This window comes from Corallococcus sp. BB11-1, assembly GCF_026626625.1.
In the GTDB taxonomy this organism is placed as follows: Bacteria; Myxococcota; Myxococcia; order Myxococcales; family Myxococcaceae; genus Corallococcus; species Corallococcus soli.
In genome coordinates this window covers 671,112-688,861 of the sequence record NZ_JAPNJY010000001.1, presented here as the reverse complement: position 1 = coordinate 688,861, position 17,750 = coordinate 671,112, and the positions used below count along the sequence as shown (strand labels likewise).

13 protein-coding genes and 1 tRNA gene are annotated in these 17,750 nt (G+C 70.8%); 11 read left to right on the top strand and 3 right to left on the bottom strand.

The window, feature by feature from the left end; all coding sequences use genetic code 11:
- Window positions 1–3: 3 nt before the first annotated feature.
- The 8 genes from glgX to OV207_RS02910 all read left to right on the top strand — a co-directional run bounded on the left by glgX (window position 4) and on the right by OV207_RS02910 (window position 11,820).
- Window positions 4–2,148, top strand: coding sequence for a glycogen debranching protein GlgX (gene glgX, locus OV207_RS02945; protein ID WP_193346267.1), 2,145 nt, complete (start codon window positions 4–6; stop codon window positions 2,146–2,148).
- A gap of 41 nt (window positions 2,149–2,189) precedes the next feature.
- Window positions 2,190–2,873, top strand: a complete 684-nt coding sequence (locus OV207_RS02940; RefSeq protein ID WP_267552396.1) for a class I SAM-dependent methyltransferase — start codon at window positions 2,190–2,192, stop codon at window positions 2,871–2,873.
- 247 nt (window positions 2,874–3,120) lie between these two features.
- Window positions 3,121–3,190 (top strand) — tRNA-Trp (locus tag OV207_RS02935).
- A gap of 290 nt (window positions 3,191–3,480) precedes the next feature.
- Complete coding sequence (locus OV207_RS02930; protein ID WP_193346265.1) at window positions 3,481–4,605, top strand: slipin family protein; 1,125 nt, start codon at window positions 3,481–3,483, stop codon at window positions 4,603–4,605.
- Between the two features lie 181 nt (window positions 4,606–4,786).
- On the top strand, window positions 4,787–5,416 hold the full coding sequence (locus OV207_RS02925) for a glutathione S-transferase family protein (RefSeq protein ID WP_267552393.1): 630 nt from the start codon (window positions 4,787–4,789) through the stop codon (window positions 5,414–5,416).
- Window positions 5,417–5,587: 171 nt separating this feature from the next.
- Window positions 5,588–8,104, top strand: a complete 2,517-nt coding sequence (locus OV207_RS02920; RefSeq protein WP_267552392.1) for a VIT domain-containing protein — start codon at window positions 5,588–5,590, stop codon at window positions 8,102–8,104.
- A gap of 99 nt (window positions 8,105–8,203) precedes the next feature.
- Complete coding sequence (locus OV207_RS02915; RefSeq protein WP_193346262.1) at window positions 8,204–10,021, top strand: acyl-CoA dehydrogenase; 1,818 nt, start codon at window positions 8,204–8,206, stop codon at window positions 10,019–10,021.
- 143 nt (window positions 10,022–10,164) lie between these two features.
- Window positions 10,165–11,820, top strand: a complete 1,656-nt coding sequence (locus OV207_RS02910) for a hypothetical protein (RefSeq protein WP_267552389.1) — start codon at window positions 10,165–10,167, stop codon at window positions 11,818–11,820.
- Between the two features lie 5 nt (window positions 11,821–11,825).
- Here OV207_RS02910 and OV207_RS02905 read toward each other — a convergent pair whose 3' ends face one another.
- Window positions 11,826–12,929 carry a hypothetical protein gene (locus tag OV207_RS02905; RefSeq protein WP_267552387.1) on the bottom strand — a complete coding sequence of 368 codons (1,104 nt, stop codon included), beginning with the start codon at window positions 12,927–12,929 and terminating at the stop codon, window positions 11,826–11,828.
- Window positions 12,930–13,261: 332 nt separating this feature from the next.
- On the opposite strand from OV207_RS02905, the gene OV207_RS02900 reads away from it, so the two are divergent.
- Together OV207_RS02900 and OV207_RS02895 are read left to right on the top strand one after the other, a co-directional pair.
- Window positions 13,262–13,972: a LysM peptidoglycan-binding domain-containing protein gene (locus OV207_RS02900; RefSeq protein ID WP_267552385.1), complete on the top strand. Its 711-nt coding sequence runs from the start codon at window positions 13,262–13,264 to the stop codon at window positions 13,970–13,972.
- Between the two features lie 243 nt (window positions 13,973–14,215).
- Window positions 14,216–14,596 carry a response regulator gene (locus OV207_RS02895; RefSeq protein WP_193346258.1) on the top strand — a complete coding sequence of 127 codons (381 nt, stop codon included), beginning with the start codon at window positions 14,216–14,218 and terminating at the stop codon, window positions 14,594–14,596.
- On the opposite strand, the gene OV207_RS02890 is transcribed toward OV207_RS02895, so the two are convergent.
- Entirely contained in the window at window positions 14,593–16,506 is a 1,914-nt protein-coding gene (locus tag OV207_RS02890; RefSeq protein WP_267552383.1) for a sensor histidine kinase, read from the bottom strand. The two genes, OV207_RS02895 and OV207_RS02890, sit on opposite strands and share 4 nt — an antisense overlap.
- 102 nt (window positions 16,507–16,608) lie before the next feature.
- The gene (locus tag OV207_RS02885; protein ID WP_193346257.1) at window positions 16,609–16,869 is read right to left on the bottom strand and encodes a hypothetical protein; all 261 of its coding nucleotides are present in this window, start codon (window positions 16,867–16,869) and stop codon (window positions 16,609–16,611) included.
- Between the two features lie 190 nt (window positions 16,870–17,059).
- Between OV207_RS02885 and OV207_RS02880 the strand changes: the two genes are divergently transcribed.
- Window positions 17,060–17,740, top strand: a complete 681-nt coding sequence (locus tag OV207_RS02880; RefSeq protein WP_267552382.1) for a response regulator — start codon at window positions 17,060–17,062, stop codon at window positions 17,738–17,740.
- Window positions 17,741–17,750 lie beyond the last annotated feature (10 nt).

The window sequence follows — 17,750 nt, the reverse complement described above, 5'->3', positions numbered from 1 at the left end:
CCCATGAGCAGCAAGCGGGAGATCTGGCCTGGCAAGCCCTGGCCACGCGGCGCGACCTTCGACGGCTCGGGCACCAACTTCGCGGTCTACTCCCAGGTGGCCACGCGGGTGGAAGTGTGTCTGTTCGACAAGGCCGACCCGACGAAGGAGATCGAACGCTTTGATTTGCCGGTGAGCACGGAGTTCGTCTGGCACGGGTACGTGCCGGACCTGGAGCCCGGGACGCTGTACGGCCTGCGCGTGCACGGCCCCTACGAGCCGGAGAAGGGCCACCGCTGCAACCCGCACAAGCTGCTGGTGGACCCGTACGCGAAGGCGCTCTACGGCGAGGTGGACTGGAAGCAGCCGGTGTTCGGCTATCCCCTGGACCATCCGAAGAAGGACCTGATGCGCGACGAGCGCGACAGCGCCGCCGGCATGCCGAAGAGCGTGGTGGTGAGCGACTTCTTCGACTGGGGCAATGACCGGCGCCTGGACATCCCCTGGCGCAAGACGGTCATCTACGAAGCGCACGTGCGCGGCCTCACCATGAAGCACCCGGGCGTGCCGGAGCACCAGCGCGGCACGTACGCGGGCCTGGGTTCACCGGCCATCATCGAACACCTCCAGAAGCTGGGCGTCACCGCGGTGGAGCTCCTGCCGGTGCACGAGTTCGCGGACGACTCGTTCCTCAACGACAAGGGCCTGTCGAACTACTGGGGCTACAGCACGCTGAACTACTTCTCCCCCGAGCAGCGCTACGCCAGCCGCAAGACGCCGGGCGGGGCGGTGGCGGAGTTCAAGTCGATGGTGAAGTCGCTGCACGCGGCGGGCATCGAGGTCATCCTCGACGTCGTGTACAACCACACCTGCGAGGGCAACCACCTGGGGCCCACGCTGTCGTTCAAGGGCATCGACAACGCGTCGTACTACTGGACGATGCCGGAGGCGCGGCACTACCTGGACTTCACCGGGTGCGGCAACAGCGTCAACACCTCCAACCCGCAGACGGCGCGCTTCGTGGTGGACTCGCTGCGCTACTGGGTGGAGGAGATGCACGTGGACGGGTTCCGCTTCGACCTGGCCACGGTGCTGGGCCGCGTGGGCAAGGGCGGCTACGACCCGAACGCGCCCATCTTCCAGATCATCAACCAGGACCCGGTGCTCAGCCGCGTGAAGCTCATCGCGGAGCCGTGGGACGTGGGCCTGGGCGGCTACCAGGTGGGCGGCTTCCCGTCGCCGTGGCACGAGTGGAACGGCAAGTACCGGGACGCGCTGCGCAAGTACTGGAAGGGCGACGAGAACCAGGCGTCGGAGATGGGCTACCGGCTCACCGGCAGCGCGGACCTGTTCGCGGCGGCGCGCCGCAGGCCCCAGGCGAGCATCAACTTCGTCACCGCGCACGACGGCTTCACGCTGCACGACCTGGTGACGTACAGCTCCAAGCACAACGAGGCCAACGGCGAGCACAACCGCGACGGCGCGGATGACAACCAGGCCTGGAACTGCGGCGTGGAGGGAGAGACGGACGACAAGGCCATCATCTCCCTGCGCGAGCGCCAGAAGCGCAACCTCCTGGCGTCGCTCTTCATGTCCAACGGCGTGCCGATGATCGTCGCGGGCGACGAGATGGGCCGCACGCAGAAGGGCAACAACAACGCCTACTGCCAGGACAACGAGCTGTCGTGGGTGGACTGGAACCTGGACCCCACGCGGCAGGACATGCTCGCGTTCACGCGCAAGCTCATCCACCTCCGCCACGGGCAGCCGGTGCTGCAGCGCCGCCGCTTCTTCCAGGGCGAGCACCTGTGGGACTCCGAGCACAAGGACCTGGCGTGGTACCGCCCGGACGGGACGGAGATGGGGCCGGAGGACTGGCAGAAGCCCTTCGTGCGGTCGCTGGCGTACCTGCTGGGCGGCGACGCCATCCCCACGCCGGACGAGCGCGGCCAGCGCGTCAGCGGTGATTCCCTGCTGGTGCTGCTCAACGCGCACCACGACACGGTGTCCTTCAAGGTGCCGCCGCTGGGAGAGGGTGGCGTCTGGGTGCTGGAGCTCTACACGGCGGACGACAAGCGCGGCGACGAGGAGATGAAGCCGGGCTCCTTCGAGATGGCCGGCCGGTCGCTCGCGGTGTTCCGCAAGAGCGGGGGCAACGGCACGCCGTGATGGCTTGCGGCGCACCGGCCGCGTGAGCGAGGGTGCGCGGCATGGCGGACGAAACGGACGGCGGAGCACCGGGGCCAGACGTGGGGCACGGTGGATCCGCCGTCGCGCGGGTGTACGGGGAGATTGCCTCCGCCTACGAGGTGCTCTACCCCGCGCTGCACCGCTACGGCGACCGCGTGGAGCGGTTCCTCGCGGACGCGGTGGCCCCGGGGATGCGCGTGCTGGACGTGGGCTGCGGCCCGGCCCTGCACACGCGCGGCCTGGATGCGTCCGTGGACGTGGTGGGCCTGGACTTCGCGCCGGAGATGCTGGAGCTGGCGAAGCGCGCGCGCCCCGCGGGGACGTGGCGCGAGCACAGCTACCTGGAGCCGGTGCCGGAGGAGCTGGGCCGCTTCGACGTGGCGCTGGCCATTGGCTGCCTGGACTTCTGTGACGACCTGCCGCGCGTGCTGGGGCACCTGGCCCAGGCGCTGAAGCCCGGGGGGCGGATGCTCTTCACGGTGCTGGAGCGCAGGCCCGGGCTGGAGGCGCACGAGGAGGCCACGCGCCAGGTGCGCACGGCGGACACGGACGTGACGCTGCACCTGTGGAGTTCGGTGGAGACGGCGCGCGCGCTGGACGGCGCCGGGCTGAGCACGGGCTTCTACCTGCACGCGCCCGGCTGGGAGCTGCTCGCGGAGGAGCGCACCATGTGGTTCGGCTGGTGGTACGTGACGCGGGGCTGAGCTTCTTTCGCGGAGGGCCTGTCAGGCTTCTTCGCGCCCCGCGTCTGGTGCTCCCGTCGGCGCTTCAGGGGGTGCACGGGGCTGGCCCGAGGCTTCCGGTTCCAGGCAGCGGCGCTCTGCGCCGGGGCACGGGCGCTGGACGTACTTCAAGGCCATCGCCTCCGCGCATTCCCCCACCATCGAAGGTCGACCGGTCGCGCGCTACCGACAGGCGTGCATGAACAGTGTCCCTTACCCGGACATCACCCGAACTAGCTCACTGGTAGAGCAAGAGACTCCAACTCTCTGTGTCGAAGGTTCGATTCCTTCGTTCGCTGGAGACCCCGTCGTTTCGCTGGTGTCAGCGCGGGTCCACCGCTTCTTCCTCCTCCTCGTCGCAGCCTGGCCGGTCGCCAGGGCCTCTGGATGCCTCCGTGCGGCTCGCGGAGTGCACCGGTCGCCGTCCGTGACCGGCATCCGGTGCGAACGCGCGGGCGGAGTGATGCGGGCTGGACGGTCTGTCCGCGGGAAGCGCCCGTGGGCGGCGGGGTCTCTTCTTCTCGTTCGGATCCTTTCTTCTTTTTCGCGGGACCCTCCCCTTCGCGGGAGGCAACAGGGGTGACGTGTCATGAGCATCGGTCGGGTGGAAGTGGCGCAGAACGAGCGGCTGTTCGTCGTGGTGAACGGGCGGGCGGAGCAGTACCTGGGGCCGGGTCGGCACTGGGTGGTGCGCCCCTTCCAGCACGTCCGCTTCGAGCGCGTCTCGATTGAGCAGCCGCTGATCCGCCTGGACGAGGCGAAGCTCGCGTTGGTGCCGGAGAAGGACCTCCAGGTGGTGGAGCTGGGCGCGGACGAGCGCGCCATCCTCTTCCATCACGGCCAGCCGGTGCAGTGGCTGAAGCGGGGTCAGCACCAGGTGTGGACGGCGCAGCGGCTGCCCGGTCGTACCGGTCGGCCCGAGACGCCGACCGTGAAGGTGGAGCGCGTGGACGTGTCCGGGGTGGTGACGTCACCTCCCAGCGACGAGGTGCGCGCGCTCATCCCCTCCACCGACTACACGGAGTGCATCGCTCCGGAGGGCAGCGTGGCGCTGCGGTACGTGGACGGCGTGCTGGAGGCCGTCCTGCCTCCGGGCCGTCACGCGGCGTGGACGGTGGTGCACAAGGTGCAGTTCGCGGTCATCGACCTGCGCGAGCGGCTGCTCCACGTCACCGGCCAGGAGGTGATGACGAAGGACCGCGTGTCGCTGCGGCTCAACCTCTCCGCGGCCTTCCGCGTGGCGGACGCGCGCCGGCTGTCGGTGGTGTCGCGGGCGCCGGACGACGTGCTGTACCTGGCGATGCAGCTGGCGTCGCGCGAGGCGGTGGCCACGCGCACGCTGGATGAGCTGCTGGCGTCGCGGGAGGCGGTGGCGGAGTCGCTGTTCGCGCAGGTGAAGGCGGGGGCGGAGAACGTGGGCCTGGAGCTGCTGCGCTTCGGCATCAAGGACGTGGTGCTGCCGGGTGAGATGAAGGAGCTGCTCAACCGGGTCATCCAGGCGCAGAAGGAGGCGGAGGCCAACGTCATCACGCGCCGCGAGGAGACGGCGGCCACGCGGTCCATGGCGCAGACGGCGAAGGTGCTGGCGGAGAACCCGCTCCTCGTGCGGCTCAAGGAGCTGGAGGCGTACAAGGACCTCGCGTCCAAGGTGGGTCAGGTCCACCTGGTGCTGGGCGAGGGCGCGGTGCCCACGCTCCAGCTCAAGGGCGGCTGATGCACGTGTGAGCACCGTGGAGGCCCTCGGACCGGAAGCACGGGTCCGGGGGCCTTCGCGCGTCCGTCACGGGTGCGGAGGCGCCGGACAATCGTCCGCGCCAGACAATACCTGACATTCCCCTGTCACAGCGGGCGGGCAGATTGTGCCCATCCACCCGATGCGGTCCAGGAGGACTGTCATGAAGCTCTACTTCCATCCCTTGTCCGGAAACTCGCGCCGCGTGCTGCTCGTGGCCGCCCACCTCGACGTGCCCCTCGAGCGCATCGTGGTCGACCTGCCCAAGGGCGAGCAGCGCGGGGCGCCGCACCTGAAGCTCAACCCCAATGGGCGCGTCCCGGTCCTCGATGACGACGGCTTCCTGCTCTGGGAGTCGCGCGCCATCATGCAGTACCTGACCGAGAAGACACCGGGGCAGACCCTGCTCCCGACGGATGCGCGCGGCCGCGCGGATGTGAGCCGCTGGCTCTTCTGGTGCTCGGCCCACATGGCCCCGGCGAACACCGTCCTCGTCTTCGAGAACTTCGTGAAGGCGCAGACGGGGCGCGGGCCGGCGGATCCCGCCGAGGTCGCGCGGGGAGAGGCGCTCGTCGCGCAGAACGCGCAGCTCCTGGACGCGCACCTCGCGGGCAGGACGTGGGTCACGCAGGAGCGCCTGACGCTCGCGGACCTCTCCCTGGCCGCGTCGTTCGCCCTCGCCGGTCCGGCACGCCTGCCCATCTCGGACTACGCGAACCTCCGGACCTGGCTCGGGCGCGTGCAGGAACTGGAGGCGTGGAAGCGCACCGCGCCCTCCCTGCCGCGCGGTTGACGCAGGGGGCGGGCACCTCCCGGGGTGTGGCCGGACGGCCACGGTGATGCACGCGAAGTGTCTCCGAGCGGCCCACACGCCCCGTCCTTCCGAGGGGTTCCCGGGGCGTCTGGGGTTGGCCCACGGACTGCAATGTCCCTCCGGCACACCCTGAAACCCAAGGCCCCGTCCATGCGAGTCACGCTCGCCACGCTCTTCGTCTGTCTGCTGGCCCTCCCGGCCTTCGCCCAAACCCCGTGCCCTCCCCCGGCGTCCCCCGTCAGCCAGGGCGCCGTGTCCCAGGGCACGCTCGTGGCGCTGCTGCGGCAGCAGGCCCAGGACACCGGGTGCCCGGACACCGCGCCGCGCACCTTCAGCCTCAAGCACACGCAGGTGGACGCGGAGGTCAGCGGCTTTCTCGCCTCCGTCACCGTGACGCAGGTGTTCGAGAACCCCTACGCCGCGCCCCTTGAAGCGCTCTACGTCTTCCCGCTGCCGGAGCTGGCCGCGGTGGACGGCATGGAGCTGCACGTCGGCGCCCGCGTCATCCAGGGCGTCATCCAGACGCGCGAGCAGGCCCGCGACACCTACGAGCGCGCCAAGGCCGAGGGCAAGACGGCCGCGCTGCTCGACCAGGAGCGCCCCAATGTCTTCACCCAGTCCGTGGCCAACATCCTCCCCGGCGAAACCATCCGCGTGCGGATCCACTACGTGGAGCGCCTCACCTACGACGCGGGCACCTACCGCTTCACCTTCCCCATGGTCGTTGGCCCCCGCTTCATCGGCGGTGAGCCGCTCGCCACGCGCCAGGGCGAAGGCACCTCGCCGGACACCACCACCGTCCCCGACGCGAGCCGCATCACGCCTCCCGTGCTCCCCGCCGACGTGCGCAGCGGCCATGACATCCAGCTCACCGTGCGCCTGGACGCGGGCCTCCCGGTGCACTCGCTGCGCTCCACCTCCCACCGCGTGGAGGTGACGCGGGAGCGCCAGTCCCGCGCCACCGTCAGCCTGGGCCGCGACGACCGCATCCCCAACAAGGACTTCACGCTGGAGTACGTCGTCGCCGACGCGCTCATCCGCCCCGCCGTCCTCATGCACCGCGACCCCGGCGCGGACCACGGCTACTTCATGGTGATGCTCAACCCGCAGCTCGCCCCCACCGAGAAGGAGATCACCCCCCGCGAGCTGTACATGGTCCTGGACACGTCCTGCTCGCAGTCCGGTCTCGCCATCGAGAAGTCCAAGGCCATCACCAAGGAGGTGCTCAACCACCTGATGCCGGAGGACACCTTCCAGGTCCTCAACTTCGACACGCAGGTCACCAAGTTCGCGCCTGGCGCCGTCCCCGCCACGCCGGAGAACATCCAGAGCGCCCTGCCCTACGTCGCAAGCTTCTGGGGCGGTGGCGGCACCGACGTGCGCATCGCCGCGCAGGAAGCCATGGTGCCCGCCAACGACCCGGCCCGCCTGCGCATGGTGCTCTTCATGACCGACGGCCTCATCGGCGGGGATGACTTCGTGCTCAACACGCTCCAGACCCACCTGCGCGAAGAGACGCGCATCTTCTCCGCGGGCGTGGGCAACAGCGTGAACCGCTACCTCATCGCGAAGATGGGGGAGCTTGGCCGGGGCGCCTCCACCTTCGTCAACCTCCACCGCCCCGAGGAAGAAGTCGCCCGCGAGTTCGAGCAGCGCATGCGCGGCCCCGTCCTCACGTCGCTCGTCGTGGACACCGAAGGTCTGCCCGTCACGGACGTGTACCCGAAGCGCGTGCCGGACCTCTTCGCCGGCCAGCCGCTGTTCCTCGTGGGCAAGTTCACCGGCACCGGGGACGGCCTGCTGCGCATCTCCGGCCGCGTGCGCGGTCAGCTCCGCCACTTCGACGTGCCGGTGCACTTCCCGGCGGTCGCCCCGGAGCACGACGCCCTCAAGAGCCTCTGGGCCCGCCAGCGCATCGAGGAGCTCACCGTGCAGGGCTACCGCGGTGAGACGCCCGACATCGTGAAGGGCATCACGGACACCGCGCTCGAGTACCACCTGATGAGCCGCTTCACGTCCTTCGTCGCGGTGGAGCAGGTGGCGCGCACCGCCCCCAACGGCGAGACGGTGAAGGAGCTGGTCCCCGTGCAGCTCCCCGACGGCATGCTCGAAAGCTCCCTGAGCCGCGAGGAGATCCCCCCGGGCGACCCCATCATCTCCGTGCGCGCCCCGCGCGACGCCCGCCGCGTGACGGCCTACTTCCCCTTCGGCCTCGTGAAGCCGCTCACGTTCGACGCGGTGTCCGGCGCCTGGCGCGGCCGGTTCCTCGTGCCCCTGGGTGTCGCGGATGGCTACTACACGGTGTTCCTCATCTCGGAGCTGGCGGACGGCCGGGTGCAGCGCAGCGAGGTGCGCTACCGCCTGGACTCCCAGGGCAACGACTTCGAGGTCGCGCTCTCCCAGCGCGAGCTTGCCCCCGGGGACACAGTGACGCTGGACGTGGACGCGGTGGAGACCACGAAGGAGGTCAGCGTGTACGGCGAGCTGTTCGGCGAGGAGCAGCAGCAGCTCACGTCCGAGGACGGCCTGCGCTTCACCACGTCGCTCGTCGTCCCGGAAGGCACCCCGGCCGGAACGCATGAGCTGGTGTTCGTCGCGCGTGACGCGGCCGGCAACCGCTTCGAGCGACGTGAGACGCTGCGCGTCATCCACTCCCGGCGCGACTGACCCCTGAATCAATCTCGGATACCCTCACGGTCCCGTCCGTGCCCGCGCCGGAGTCCTGGCGCGGGCCTGTTCTCAGCGCCGACCGTGAGGAGTCCGCCGATGTCGTCGTCGTCCCTGCACTACACGCCCAACCTGCGCGATATTGAGTTCAACCTCTTCGAGTTCCTGGACATCGGCCGCACGTCGCTGGGCAAGGCGCCCTTCGGGGACCTGGACGAGGCGACGGCCCGGCAGACGCTGGAGGCCTTCTCCAAGCTGTGCACGGAGGAGCTGGCGAAGAGCTTCGACGAGTCCGAGCACAACCCTCCCCAGTTGATCAACGGCGAGGTGAAGCTGCCCCCCGGCCTCAAGGCGGCGATGGGCTCCTTCTACGACGCGGGCATGCACCTGCTGGAGCAGCCGCCGCACCTGGGCGGCATGGGGGCCCCGCCGTCGCTGGGCTGGGCCGCGTTCGAGCTGCTGCTGGGCAGCAACCCCTCCCTGGCCTTCTTCACGCTGGGCAACCTGCTGGTGCGCATCATCGAGCGGCTGGGCACGGAGTCGCAGAAGAAGCGCTTCCTGGCGAAGATGATGGAGCGCAACTGGAGCGGCTCCATGGTGCTCACCGAGCCCGACGCCGGCAGCGACGTGGGCGCCGCCCGCACGAAGGCGCGGCACGTGGACGGCGACCTGTGGGAGATCGAAGGCGTCAAGCGCTTCATCACCAACGGCGAGTCGGACATCGCGGAGAACATCATCCACATGGTGCTCGCGCGTCCGGAAGGCGCCGCGCCCGGCACCAAGGGCCTGTCGCTGTTCGTCGTCCCCAAGTACTGGGTGAACGAGGACGGCAGCATGGGTGAGCACAACAACGTGGTGTGCACCAAGCTGGAGAAGAAGATGGGCCTGAAGGGGTCCGTCACCTGCGAGCTGACGTTCGGCGACGGCAAGCCCACGCGCGGCCTGCTGCTGGGCGAGGTGCACGACGGCATCCGGCAGATGTTCCACATCATCGAGAACGCGCGCATGGCGGTGGGCCTCAAGTCCATGGCCGCGCTGTCCGCGGGCTACTTCCGCGCGCTGTCGTTCGCGAAGGACCGCGTGCAGGGCAGCGACCTGGCCAAGGCGCGCGACAAGTCCGCGCCGCGCGTCACCATCCTCCAGCACCCGGACGTGCGCCGCATGCTGATGGCGCAGAAGGCGCACGCGGAGGGCATGCGCGCGCTGTGTCTGTTCACCGCGTCCGCGCAGGACCAGGTGGAGATCCAGGGCGGTCACCGCTCCACCGCCGCCGGTGAGGCGGACGTGCTCAACGACATGCTGCTGCCGCTGGTGAAGGGCTACTGCTCGGAGAAGGCGTACGAGCTGCTGTCGCTGTCGCTCCAGGTGCACGGCGGTTCGGGCTACCTGACGGACTACCCGGTGGAGCAGTACATCCGGGACCAGAAGATCGACTCGCTCTACGAGGGCACCACGCACATCCAGGCGTTGGACCTGCTGATGCGCAAGGTCGCGCGGGATGGCGGCGCGACGCTCCAGGGGCTGCTGTCGCGCATCCGCGAGACGGCCGAGGGCGAGGAGGGCGGCCCGGAGCTGAAGAACGAGCGCGCCGCGCTGGCGGAGGCGCTGGGGCAGTTGGAGACGATGCTCGGCACGCTGATGGGCAAGCTGGGCGAGTCCGTCTACCACGTCGGCTTCCAGGGCAACCGCGTGCTGGCCGCCGTGGCGGAGGTGGTCATCGGCTGGCTGCTGGTGCGCCACGCCGCCGTCGCGCTGGACCGGATGAAGTCCAACCCCGGCGACAAGGCGTTCTACGGCGGCAAGGTGGCCAGCGCCCGCTGGTTCTGCCACGAGGTGCTGCCCGGCATCGCCCACGCCGCGCGCATGGTGGAGCACGGCAACCTGGACCTGATGGACGTGCCGGAAGAGTCGTTCTAGTCCGCTCCCACCGTGGACGCCCCAGGCCGCCTCCGCTGGCCTGGGGCCGCACGGGTGTGGTCGTCGGGAGACACCCCCGGAGGCCAATGCCTGAGGATGGAGGGGCAGAGGGGCTGGCCCGGGGTTCGCATTGAGGGTCGGGCGTGATGCTCTCCGCCCTCACTGCCCTGGCCCTCGCGGCCACCGTCACCAACACCGAGACCGTGCACGACCTGGCGCCCTTTGGCGGCCACGTCGTCGCGTGCACCGAAGGCGGGCTGGAGGTGTTCACGCCCGCCGGCCGCTCCGTGCGCGTGCTCACCGTCGAGGATGGCCTCCCCAGCCACTTCTGCCGCGCGCTGGAGTCCACCGGTGACCGGCTCTTCGTGGCCACCGATGAAGGGCTCGTGTCGCTGGACGCGGGCTTCCAGGTGACGCCGGTGATGGACGTGCGCTGGCAGGCGCTGCCCGCCGCCGAGGACGCGAGCACGCCGGACTACGTGAGCCGGTTGGAGTCACTGGCCGCCGTGCTGGTGCCGGGCACCGCGTACACCGCGTTCTCGCCCCGGTTCGCCGGCACCGCCGAGGGCCGCCTGTTCGAGCTGGGCACCTCGCGCTCGTGGGCGCTGCCGGGGCCGGTGCGCTTCCTCTCCGACACGCGCGACGGCGTGGACGTGGGCACCAGCGAGGGTGCGTTCTCCATCGACTCGCGTGGGCGGCTCGCGGCGGTGGGCTCCGTGCCCACGGGGCCGTTGTCCTTCACCGTCACGGAGCACGGCGTGAGCGTCGTGGGCAGCCACGGTGACGTGCGCGCGTGGGGTGCCTCCGAGGACGCGGCGAGCGTTCCCGCTGGCGCCACCGTGTTGAACGGTGACTGGGTGGGCACCCACGCTTCGGGCGTCTTCCTTCGCGAGGCGAAGGGCTGGCGCCGCGTGACGCCCACCGGGCAGCTCTGTGGCAATCACATCACCGCGCTCGCCCGACACAAGGGCCGGCTCGTCGTGGGCACCTTCGACCGGGGCGCCTGCTGGCAGCGGGATGACGGCCGGTGGCAGACCTTCCGCACGCCCTCGCTTCCCAGCAACCAGGTGCTGGGCATCACCAGCGATGGACAGAACCTCTACGTCGCCACCACGTACGGCCTGGGCTTCCATGACAAGAAGACGTGGACGCAGATGGCCTACGGCGGCCGCAACCCCGTGGCCCTGGGCAAGCTGTCCGTGCTCGGCGCTTCGCGGGCGCTGGACGGAGTGGCGCTGGTGGATGGACGCGGCGTCTCCGTCGTCACTCCGGGCAGCGCGCCCCTGTCGCTGATGAAGCGCCTGCCCCTCCCCGAGGGCTGGAGCGAACACCCGTCCGTCGCGGAGGGCTCTGGCCGCTTCCTGTGGATGGGCAGCGAGGACCGCGGCCTCCTGCGCTGGGACGGCGAGCGCTGGCAGCGCTTCCATGACGGCCGCGACCTCACCGACAACTGGGTGACGGCGCTGTCCACCGACGCGGAGGGACGCGCCATCGCGGGCACCTGCCAGGACGGCTTCAGCTACTTCGACGGCGCGAAGTGGGCGCGCGTGCGCACCGCGGCCGGCCTGCCTTCCCCGGCCATCGTCTCCGCCGCGCTCGTGCCCGGCGGGGCGCTGGTGGGCACGCTGCTCGGCGCTTCGTACTTCGACGCGGGCACCGGCGCGGTGCACGCCCTGCCCCGGCTGGCGGATCCACGCGTGTACGCGGTGCTCCCGGAGGGCGACGCCGCCTTCTTCGGCACCGAGGGCGGCCTGTCCCGCGCGGAGTGGAAACCCACCTCCGCCGTCAGCCAGCGCTGAAGGGGCTACACCGGCTTCGGAGGCAGCGCTCGCGCCGCCAGCTCGCGCTCCACGTACAGCCGCAGGATGTGCATGAAGTCCTGCGCGTTGGTCACCACGCCGAACGCCTGATGCGTGCCGCGGTCCTTCAGCTTGCTCACCACGAACTCGGACGAGTCCACGCAGATGGTGGGCAGCTCCCGCAGCGCCCCGTCCTGCTCCACCACGAACGCAGGCAGCATGTTCCCCGTCGCGATGGCGTGCAGCGCCGTGGCGATGAGCACCGCCATCGTCGCCTTCACCGCGTGCCGGCGCATCGCGTCCTGCGCCGCCAGGTTGTCCGTCACCACGTCCGGCAACGGGCCGTCATCCCGGATGGAGCCCGTCAGCACGAAGGGCACCTTGTTCACCACGCACGCATGCATGATGCCGTTGGTGATGATGCCCGCCTCCACCGCCTTCGCGATGGAGCCCGCCTGCCGCACCCGGTTGATGGCCCGCATGTGCAGCCCGTGGCCGCCGGACGTCGCCTCGCCCGCGCCGCTCATCCCCAGCGTGGTGCCGAAGATGGACGCTTCGATGTCGTGCACCGCCACCGCGTTGCCCGCGAGCAGCGCCCCCACGAAGCCGTTCGTCACGAACCACGTCATGTCCGCGCGCGCCCGCGAGTGCACCAGCGCCGGCCCCGTCACCCAGATGGGATAGCCGCCCCGCTCGCGCTCCTCCACCAACAGCCGCGCCATGTGCGCGTAGTCGATGGGCTTCTCGCGCGACACCTCGCTCGTCATGAACTTGAACTCGCCGTCCCCGCCCTCCGCCAGGTACGCCATGTTCACGTACACGCCGTCGCGGCCGTCCTCCGCCAAGCCCACCACCACGCGCTCGCCCGCCTTCACCCGCCGGCCCTCGCGCACCCACAGCTCCCCTTGCGCGTCCAGCACCAGCGCCCCGTCCATGCGCGGCTCGCGCGGCATCCGCCACCGGCCGTCCACCCGCACGTAGGTGGGCAGGTTCGTCGTGGTGAAGAAGCCCTCGGGCAGGACGCCGTCCGCGGGCGCCGGCTGGAAGCGCGCGTCCGGGAAGTCGCCAAACCGCGCCGCCGTGAAGTCGGGATGAGCAATGGTCGTCACACCACCACCATGCGCAGGGCCTCCCACCCGGTTCAAGCGGCCCGCACGCCCCCCATCCCCGGCCCGACAGCACGCCCTCCCGGGCCCCTCACAAATCCCGGGAAATTGCGCGCCGCGACATCCGCTCCGGAGTCCATCCGGGGCGGAAAAGCCACCGCCTTCCAGTCACTTCGTAGCGGGGATTCCACCGTGGGTGTGCTCTTCCCCTCCATGTGCGTGCTTTCAGGGAAAAGCAGGTGGAGGACGCAACCCGGGTTCTTGAACGGCGAGAATGGAATCAATCGCAGCCGGTGACCGCGGTCGGGTCACTGCTCCCAACCGGAGCCCCCCACATGAGCTACCGCATCCAGTCTGGCGACACCCTTTCGGCCCTGGCCAAGCGCTACAACACCAGCGTTGGCGACCTGATGAAGGCCAACCCGGACATCAAGGACAAGAACCTCATCTACACGGGCAAGAGCCTGAACATCCCCGGCTCCAAGGACACCTTCGAGCCCGGCACCTCCGGCAGCGGCGGGTCCCAGGCTCCTGGTGGCTCCAGCGGCTCCAGCGGCTCTGGCAACGTGACGGCGCCCGCGGGCGGCGCGGGCCCGGCCTCTCGCGGCCCCGGTGGCAGCCCGTTCGAGATTGCCCAGTCGCACCTGGGCAAGAACGCCGGCTCGCTGAAGATGGAAGGCAGCGGCGTGGGCGCGGACATGGAGGACTGGGTCCCCAACGACGTGAACTGCGCCAACTTCGTCTCCGCGTGCCTGGAGCAGGCGGGGCAGATCAAGGACAGCCAGCACAGCGCCTCCGTGATGACCCTCCAGGCGAACCTGGACAAGGATCCGAACTTCCAGCGCGTGGACCTGAAGGACGCGAAGCCGGGCGACGTCGTCTCCATGAAGGTGGGCAGCGGCCAGCACGTCGTGATGTTCGCGGGCTGGAAGGACGGCAAGGCCCAGTTCATCGGCTCCAACAACGTGAACTCGGATGGCTCTCAGCGCATCAGCATGACGTCCATGAACTACCCCATCATGTCCGTGCACCACTACAAGGGCTGAGCCGCCGCCTTCCGCGCCTGATGCACCCGGTGGGGCCTTCGCCTTCCGCGCTTCGACAGCGTGGTGGGGGGAGGCCCCATCCTCGTTTCCGCCGCCCCCCTGGGTCCCTCCGGTCCCCCCGCCCCGGAAGGCACCGCGAGTGCCACCGGCTCCACACTGGGCAGTGCTTCCGTCCAGGGTTGGACGTTCCCTGGACACGGGGACTTTCCGGGCGGGCTCGGACGGGAGGAGGCTGGGGGCGCCATGCGAAGCCTCATCCTGCTCGTGGAAGACCATGTCGACAGCCGGGAGATGCTGGAGGAGTTCCTCACGCTGGAGGGCTTCGCCGTGGAGGTCGCCGGCAATGGCCTCCACGCGTGGGAGCGCCTGCGGCGCCAGCCCCTGCCGGACGTGATGCTGCTGGACCTGATGATGCCGGTGATGAGCGGCTGGGAGCTGATGGAGCGGCTCCAGAAGGAGCCGCGCCTGAAGAACCTGCCCGTCATCGTCGTGTCGGGCGCGGGGGCCACGCGGCCGGTCCCCCAGGGCATCCGGGCCTCCATCCCGAAGCCGCTGGACCTGGATGACCTGATGCGGGCGCTGGAGCCCTTTCGCTCGCAGTCCGAATTAGCCGCCGCCTACTAGGGCGCCGGAGGGTGGGCGCCGCGCGGCAGCAGCACGCGGAACACGGTGCCCTCCGGAGCGCGGGAGCGCACCTCGATGCGCCCGCCGTGGCCCTTCACCACCTGTTCGACGATGTAGAGCCCCAGGCCCAGGCCGCCGTGCGTGTTGTCGCCGCCGCCGCGCCGGAAGGGGTTGAACAGGTGGGGCAGCACGTCCGGCGGGATGGGCGTGCCGCTGTTCTGCACCTCCAGTGACACCCCTTCTCCCTGGTCCGTCAGCGTGAAGCGGACCGGTGAGTCCGGCGGGCTGTACTGGAGCGCGTTGCCCCCCAGGTTGCTCACCACCTGGAGCAGCCGGTCCGCGTCCCAGGCGCCGTCGAAGCGGCCGGTGCCCACCTGGAGCGTGAGCGTGCGCTCCGGCCACGCGGCCTCCAGCTCGTCCACCGCCTGGCGCACCACCGCGCGCACGTCACCGGGCACCCGTTCAATGGGGATGCCGCCGCCCAGGCGGCTGCGGGTGAAGTCCAGCAGTTCGGAGATCATCCGCGCCATCCGCTCGCCGGAGCGGGCGATGCGGGACACCGCCTTGCGGTCGCGCTCCGGGAGCGCGTCGCCGTGCAGCAGCTTCGTCGCGGACAGCTGGATGGCGTTGAGGGGGTTGCGCAGGTCGTGGCTGACGATGGCGATGAACCGCTCGCCGAACAGCGCCGCCTCGCGCGCCGCCTCCTCCGCGCGCCGGCGCTCGGTGACGTCCACCAGGGTGACGACCCCCGCCACGATGCGGCCCTCGGAGTCCCGCACGGGCGCGCTGGAGCCCAGCAGGTGCGCGGTGGTGCCGTCCGGCCGCCGCACCTGGAAGGGCTCCGCCGTGCGCGTCTCCCCGGTGCGCAGCGCGCGCGCCATGGGCCACGCGTCGTCCGGCAGCAGCTGGCTGTCCGCGCCGAACATCTGGTGGGCCGCGTCGTAGTCCGCCAGGCTGGAGGCGGGCCGGAAGGGCTGGCCCAGCAGCGACTCCAGCGCGCGGTTGCCCAGCAGCAGCCGGCCGCTGGGGGCCTCCGCGATGAGCACGCCCGCGGGCAGCTGGTCCAACACCGCCGACAGCCGCGAGCGCTCCGCTTCAATGGTGGCCAGCAGCCGCTGCCGCTCGGTCTCCGCCTGGCGCCGCTGGGTGATGTCCAGCACCGTGGCGGCGCGGCCCACGCGGCGGCCGGTGGCGTCGCGCAGGGACGTGACGTGCACGAAGGCGGGGAAGCGGCTGCCGTCGCGGCGCAGGTGCAGCGCTTCGTATTCGTGCGACGGCTTGGAGCTGGCGGCCGCCATGTGCCGGGGCAGCGCCCCCCGGGACTCGGGCGCCACCAGCTCCTCCAGCCGCAGGCCCTTGAGCGCTTCAGCGGGCTGGCCGTGCATGCGCGCGAGCGCGGGGTTCGCCGCCACGAGCGTGCTGTCCTCCGCCTCCATCACGCCCACGCCCACGCCCAGGTGCGTGAAGATGTCCTCCCAGCGGCGCGGCCCGGACTCCTCCGGACCGGCCTGCGTCCCGGACGCGGCCTGCGCGTCGCGCGCCTCGGCCAGGCGCCCCTGGACGTACGCCTCCAGCGCCGCGGACTCCACCGCGTCCACGGCCTGGTGGAAGCGCTCCGTCACGTCCGGCGCCGCGTCCTCGCCGGTCTGTTCACGCCACAGCCGCAGCACCGTGCGCCGCAGCCGCCGGAAGCCCGACACCACGGGACGTCCGTCCGGGCCGCGCACGAGCAGCGCCGCCTCGCGCGCGAACTCGTCGGAGACCTGGGCCCCCGGGTTCGCCATCCGGGCCGCCACCGCGTCCAGCACGCGGGCGAAGACGTCCCCGGAGCCCGGGGCTTCGTGGATCCACGCGTCCTGGAGGACGTTCCGGGACTGGAAGAGGAAATCGGCCAGGGGCTGGTGGGACACGGTGCGCAGGCTCGCGGTGGGCGGGAGGAGAGGACCCGCGGAGGGGCTTCCCCGACTTAGGCGCCCGGCCACCGCCCCGACAAGGACCGTGTGGGGCTCCGGTCACACAGGAGGCGGAGGGACCACCCCGAGCGGCTGGAGGGTGGTCAGCCGCAGCAGGCCCTCCCCGGGCTCCAGCCGGTAGCGCACCTGGAAGCCGCAGGCGAGCACCGCCGCCCCCTCCCGCGCCGGCAGGGGCACCGGCCTCCCCGGCATCAGACTGGCGAGCGCGCCCAGTTCTTCCTGGAGCCGCGTGCGCACCCCTGTCGGACACGCACTGAGCGTGCGCACCACCTGCGGTTCAAGCTGGAAACGGTAGGCCATGGCGGCCCCAGGGTGTGCATTGCACCCTGCCTGCAACAAGACAGCGTGACGGTCATTTTCGAGAAGGGGGGCAGAGCGTCCGGCGGGAACAGTCCTCCCTGCCCAGTGTCAGGCAGGCAACGCTGGGGGACCCGTTTGACCCGGGTCGGCTTCAAGAACCCAAGGGAAAGCGGGTCGAATCAAGGTGACCATGGGCATCCACCACCTGCTGCTCGTCGAGGATGACCAGACGTGGCGGGAAGGCGTGGGTCGGGCGGCGCGCGAAGCGGGCTTCGTGGTGTCGCTCGTGTCGGACGGCGCGGAGGCGTTGAACTGGCTGCGCCACCGGCCGCGGGCCCAGCACCCGGACCTGGTCCTGCTGGACCTGATGCTGCCCCGCGTGGATGGGTGGGAGCTGTACGGGCGGCTGCGCACGGACGCGCGGCTGCGGCACCTGTCGGTGATGATGATGTCCAGCGCCAGCGGTCCACCGGAGGTGCCCCTGGGCGGGGTGGTGGGCTTCCTGCGCAAGCCGGTGCGGCCGGAGACGCTGGTGTCGGACCTGACGGAGCGGCTGCGGGAGCTGCCCCCTCGGAAGCCGGAGCCGCCGCGCCTGCCGTACACGCTGCGGCTGCCGGACGAATCGCTCTACTCGCTGCATGCGCTGCCGGACGCCATCCGCCACGCGGTGCGCGTGCACCTGCTGCGCGCCGCGGAGCTGGCGGCCACGGAGCTGCCCCTGGCGTCGTCGTGGCTGATGGCGCTGCACAGCGAGCAGCCCTCGCTGCTGGTGACGGTGGAGGGCGTGCGGGTGGTGCTGGAGGTGGACGACGCCGCGTGCGCGCTGACCGCGAGCATCGTCATCGTCCCCAGCCACCTGCGCTGCGCCTGACGCCGGCCCG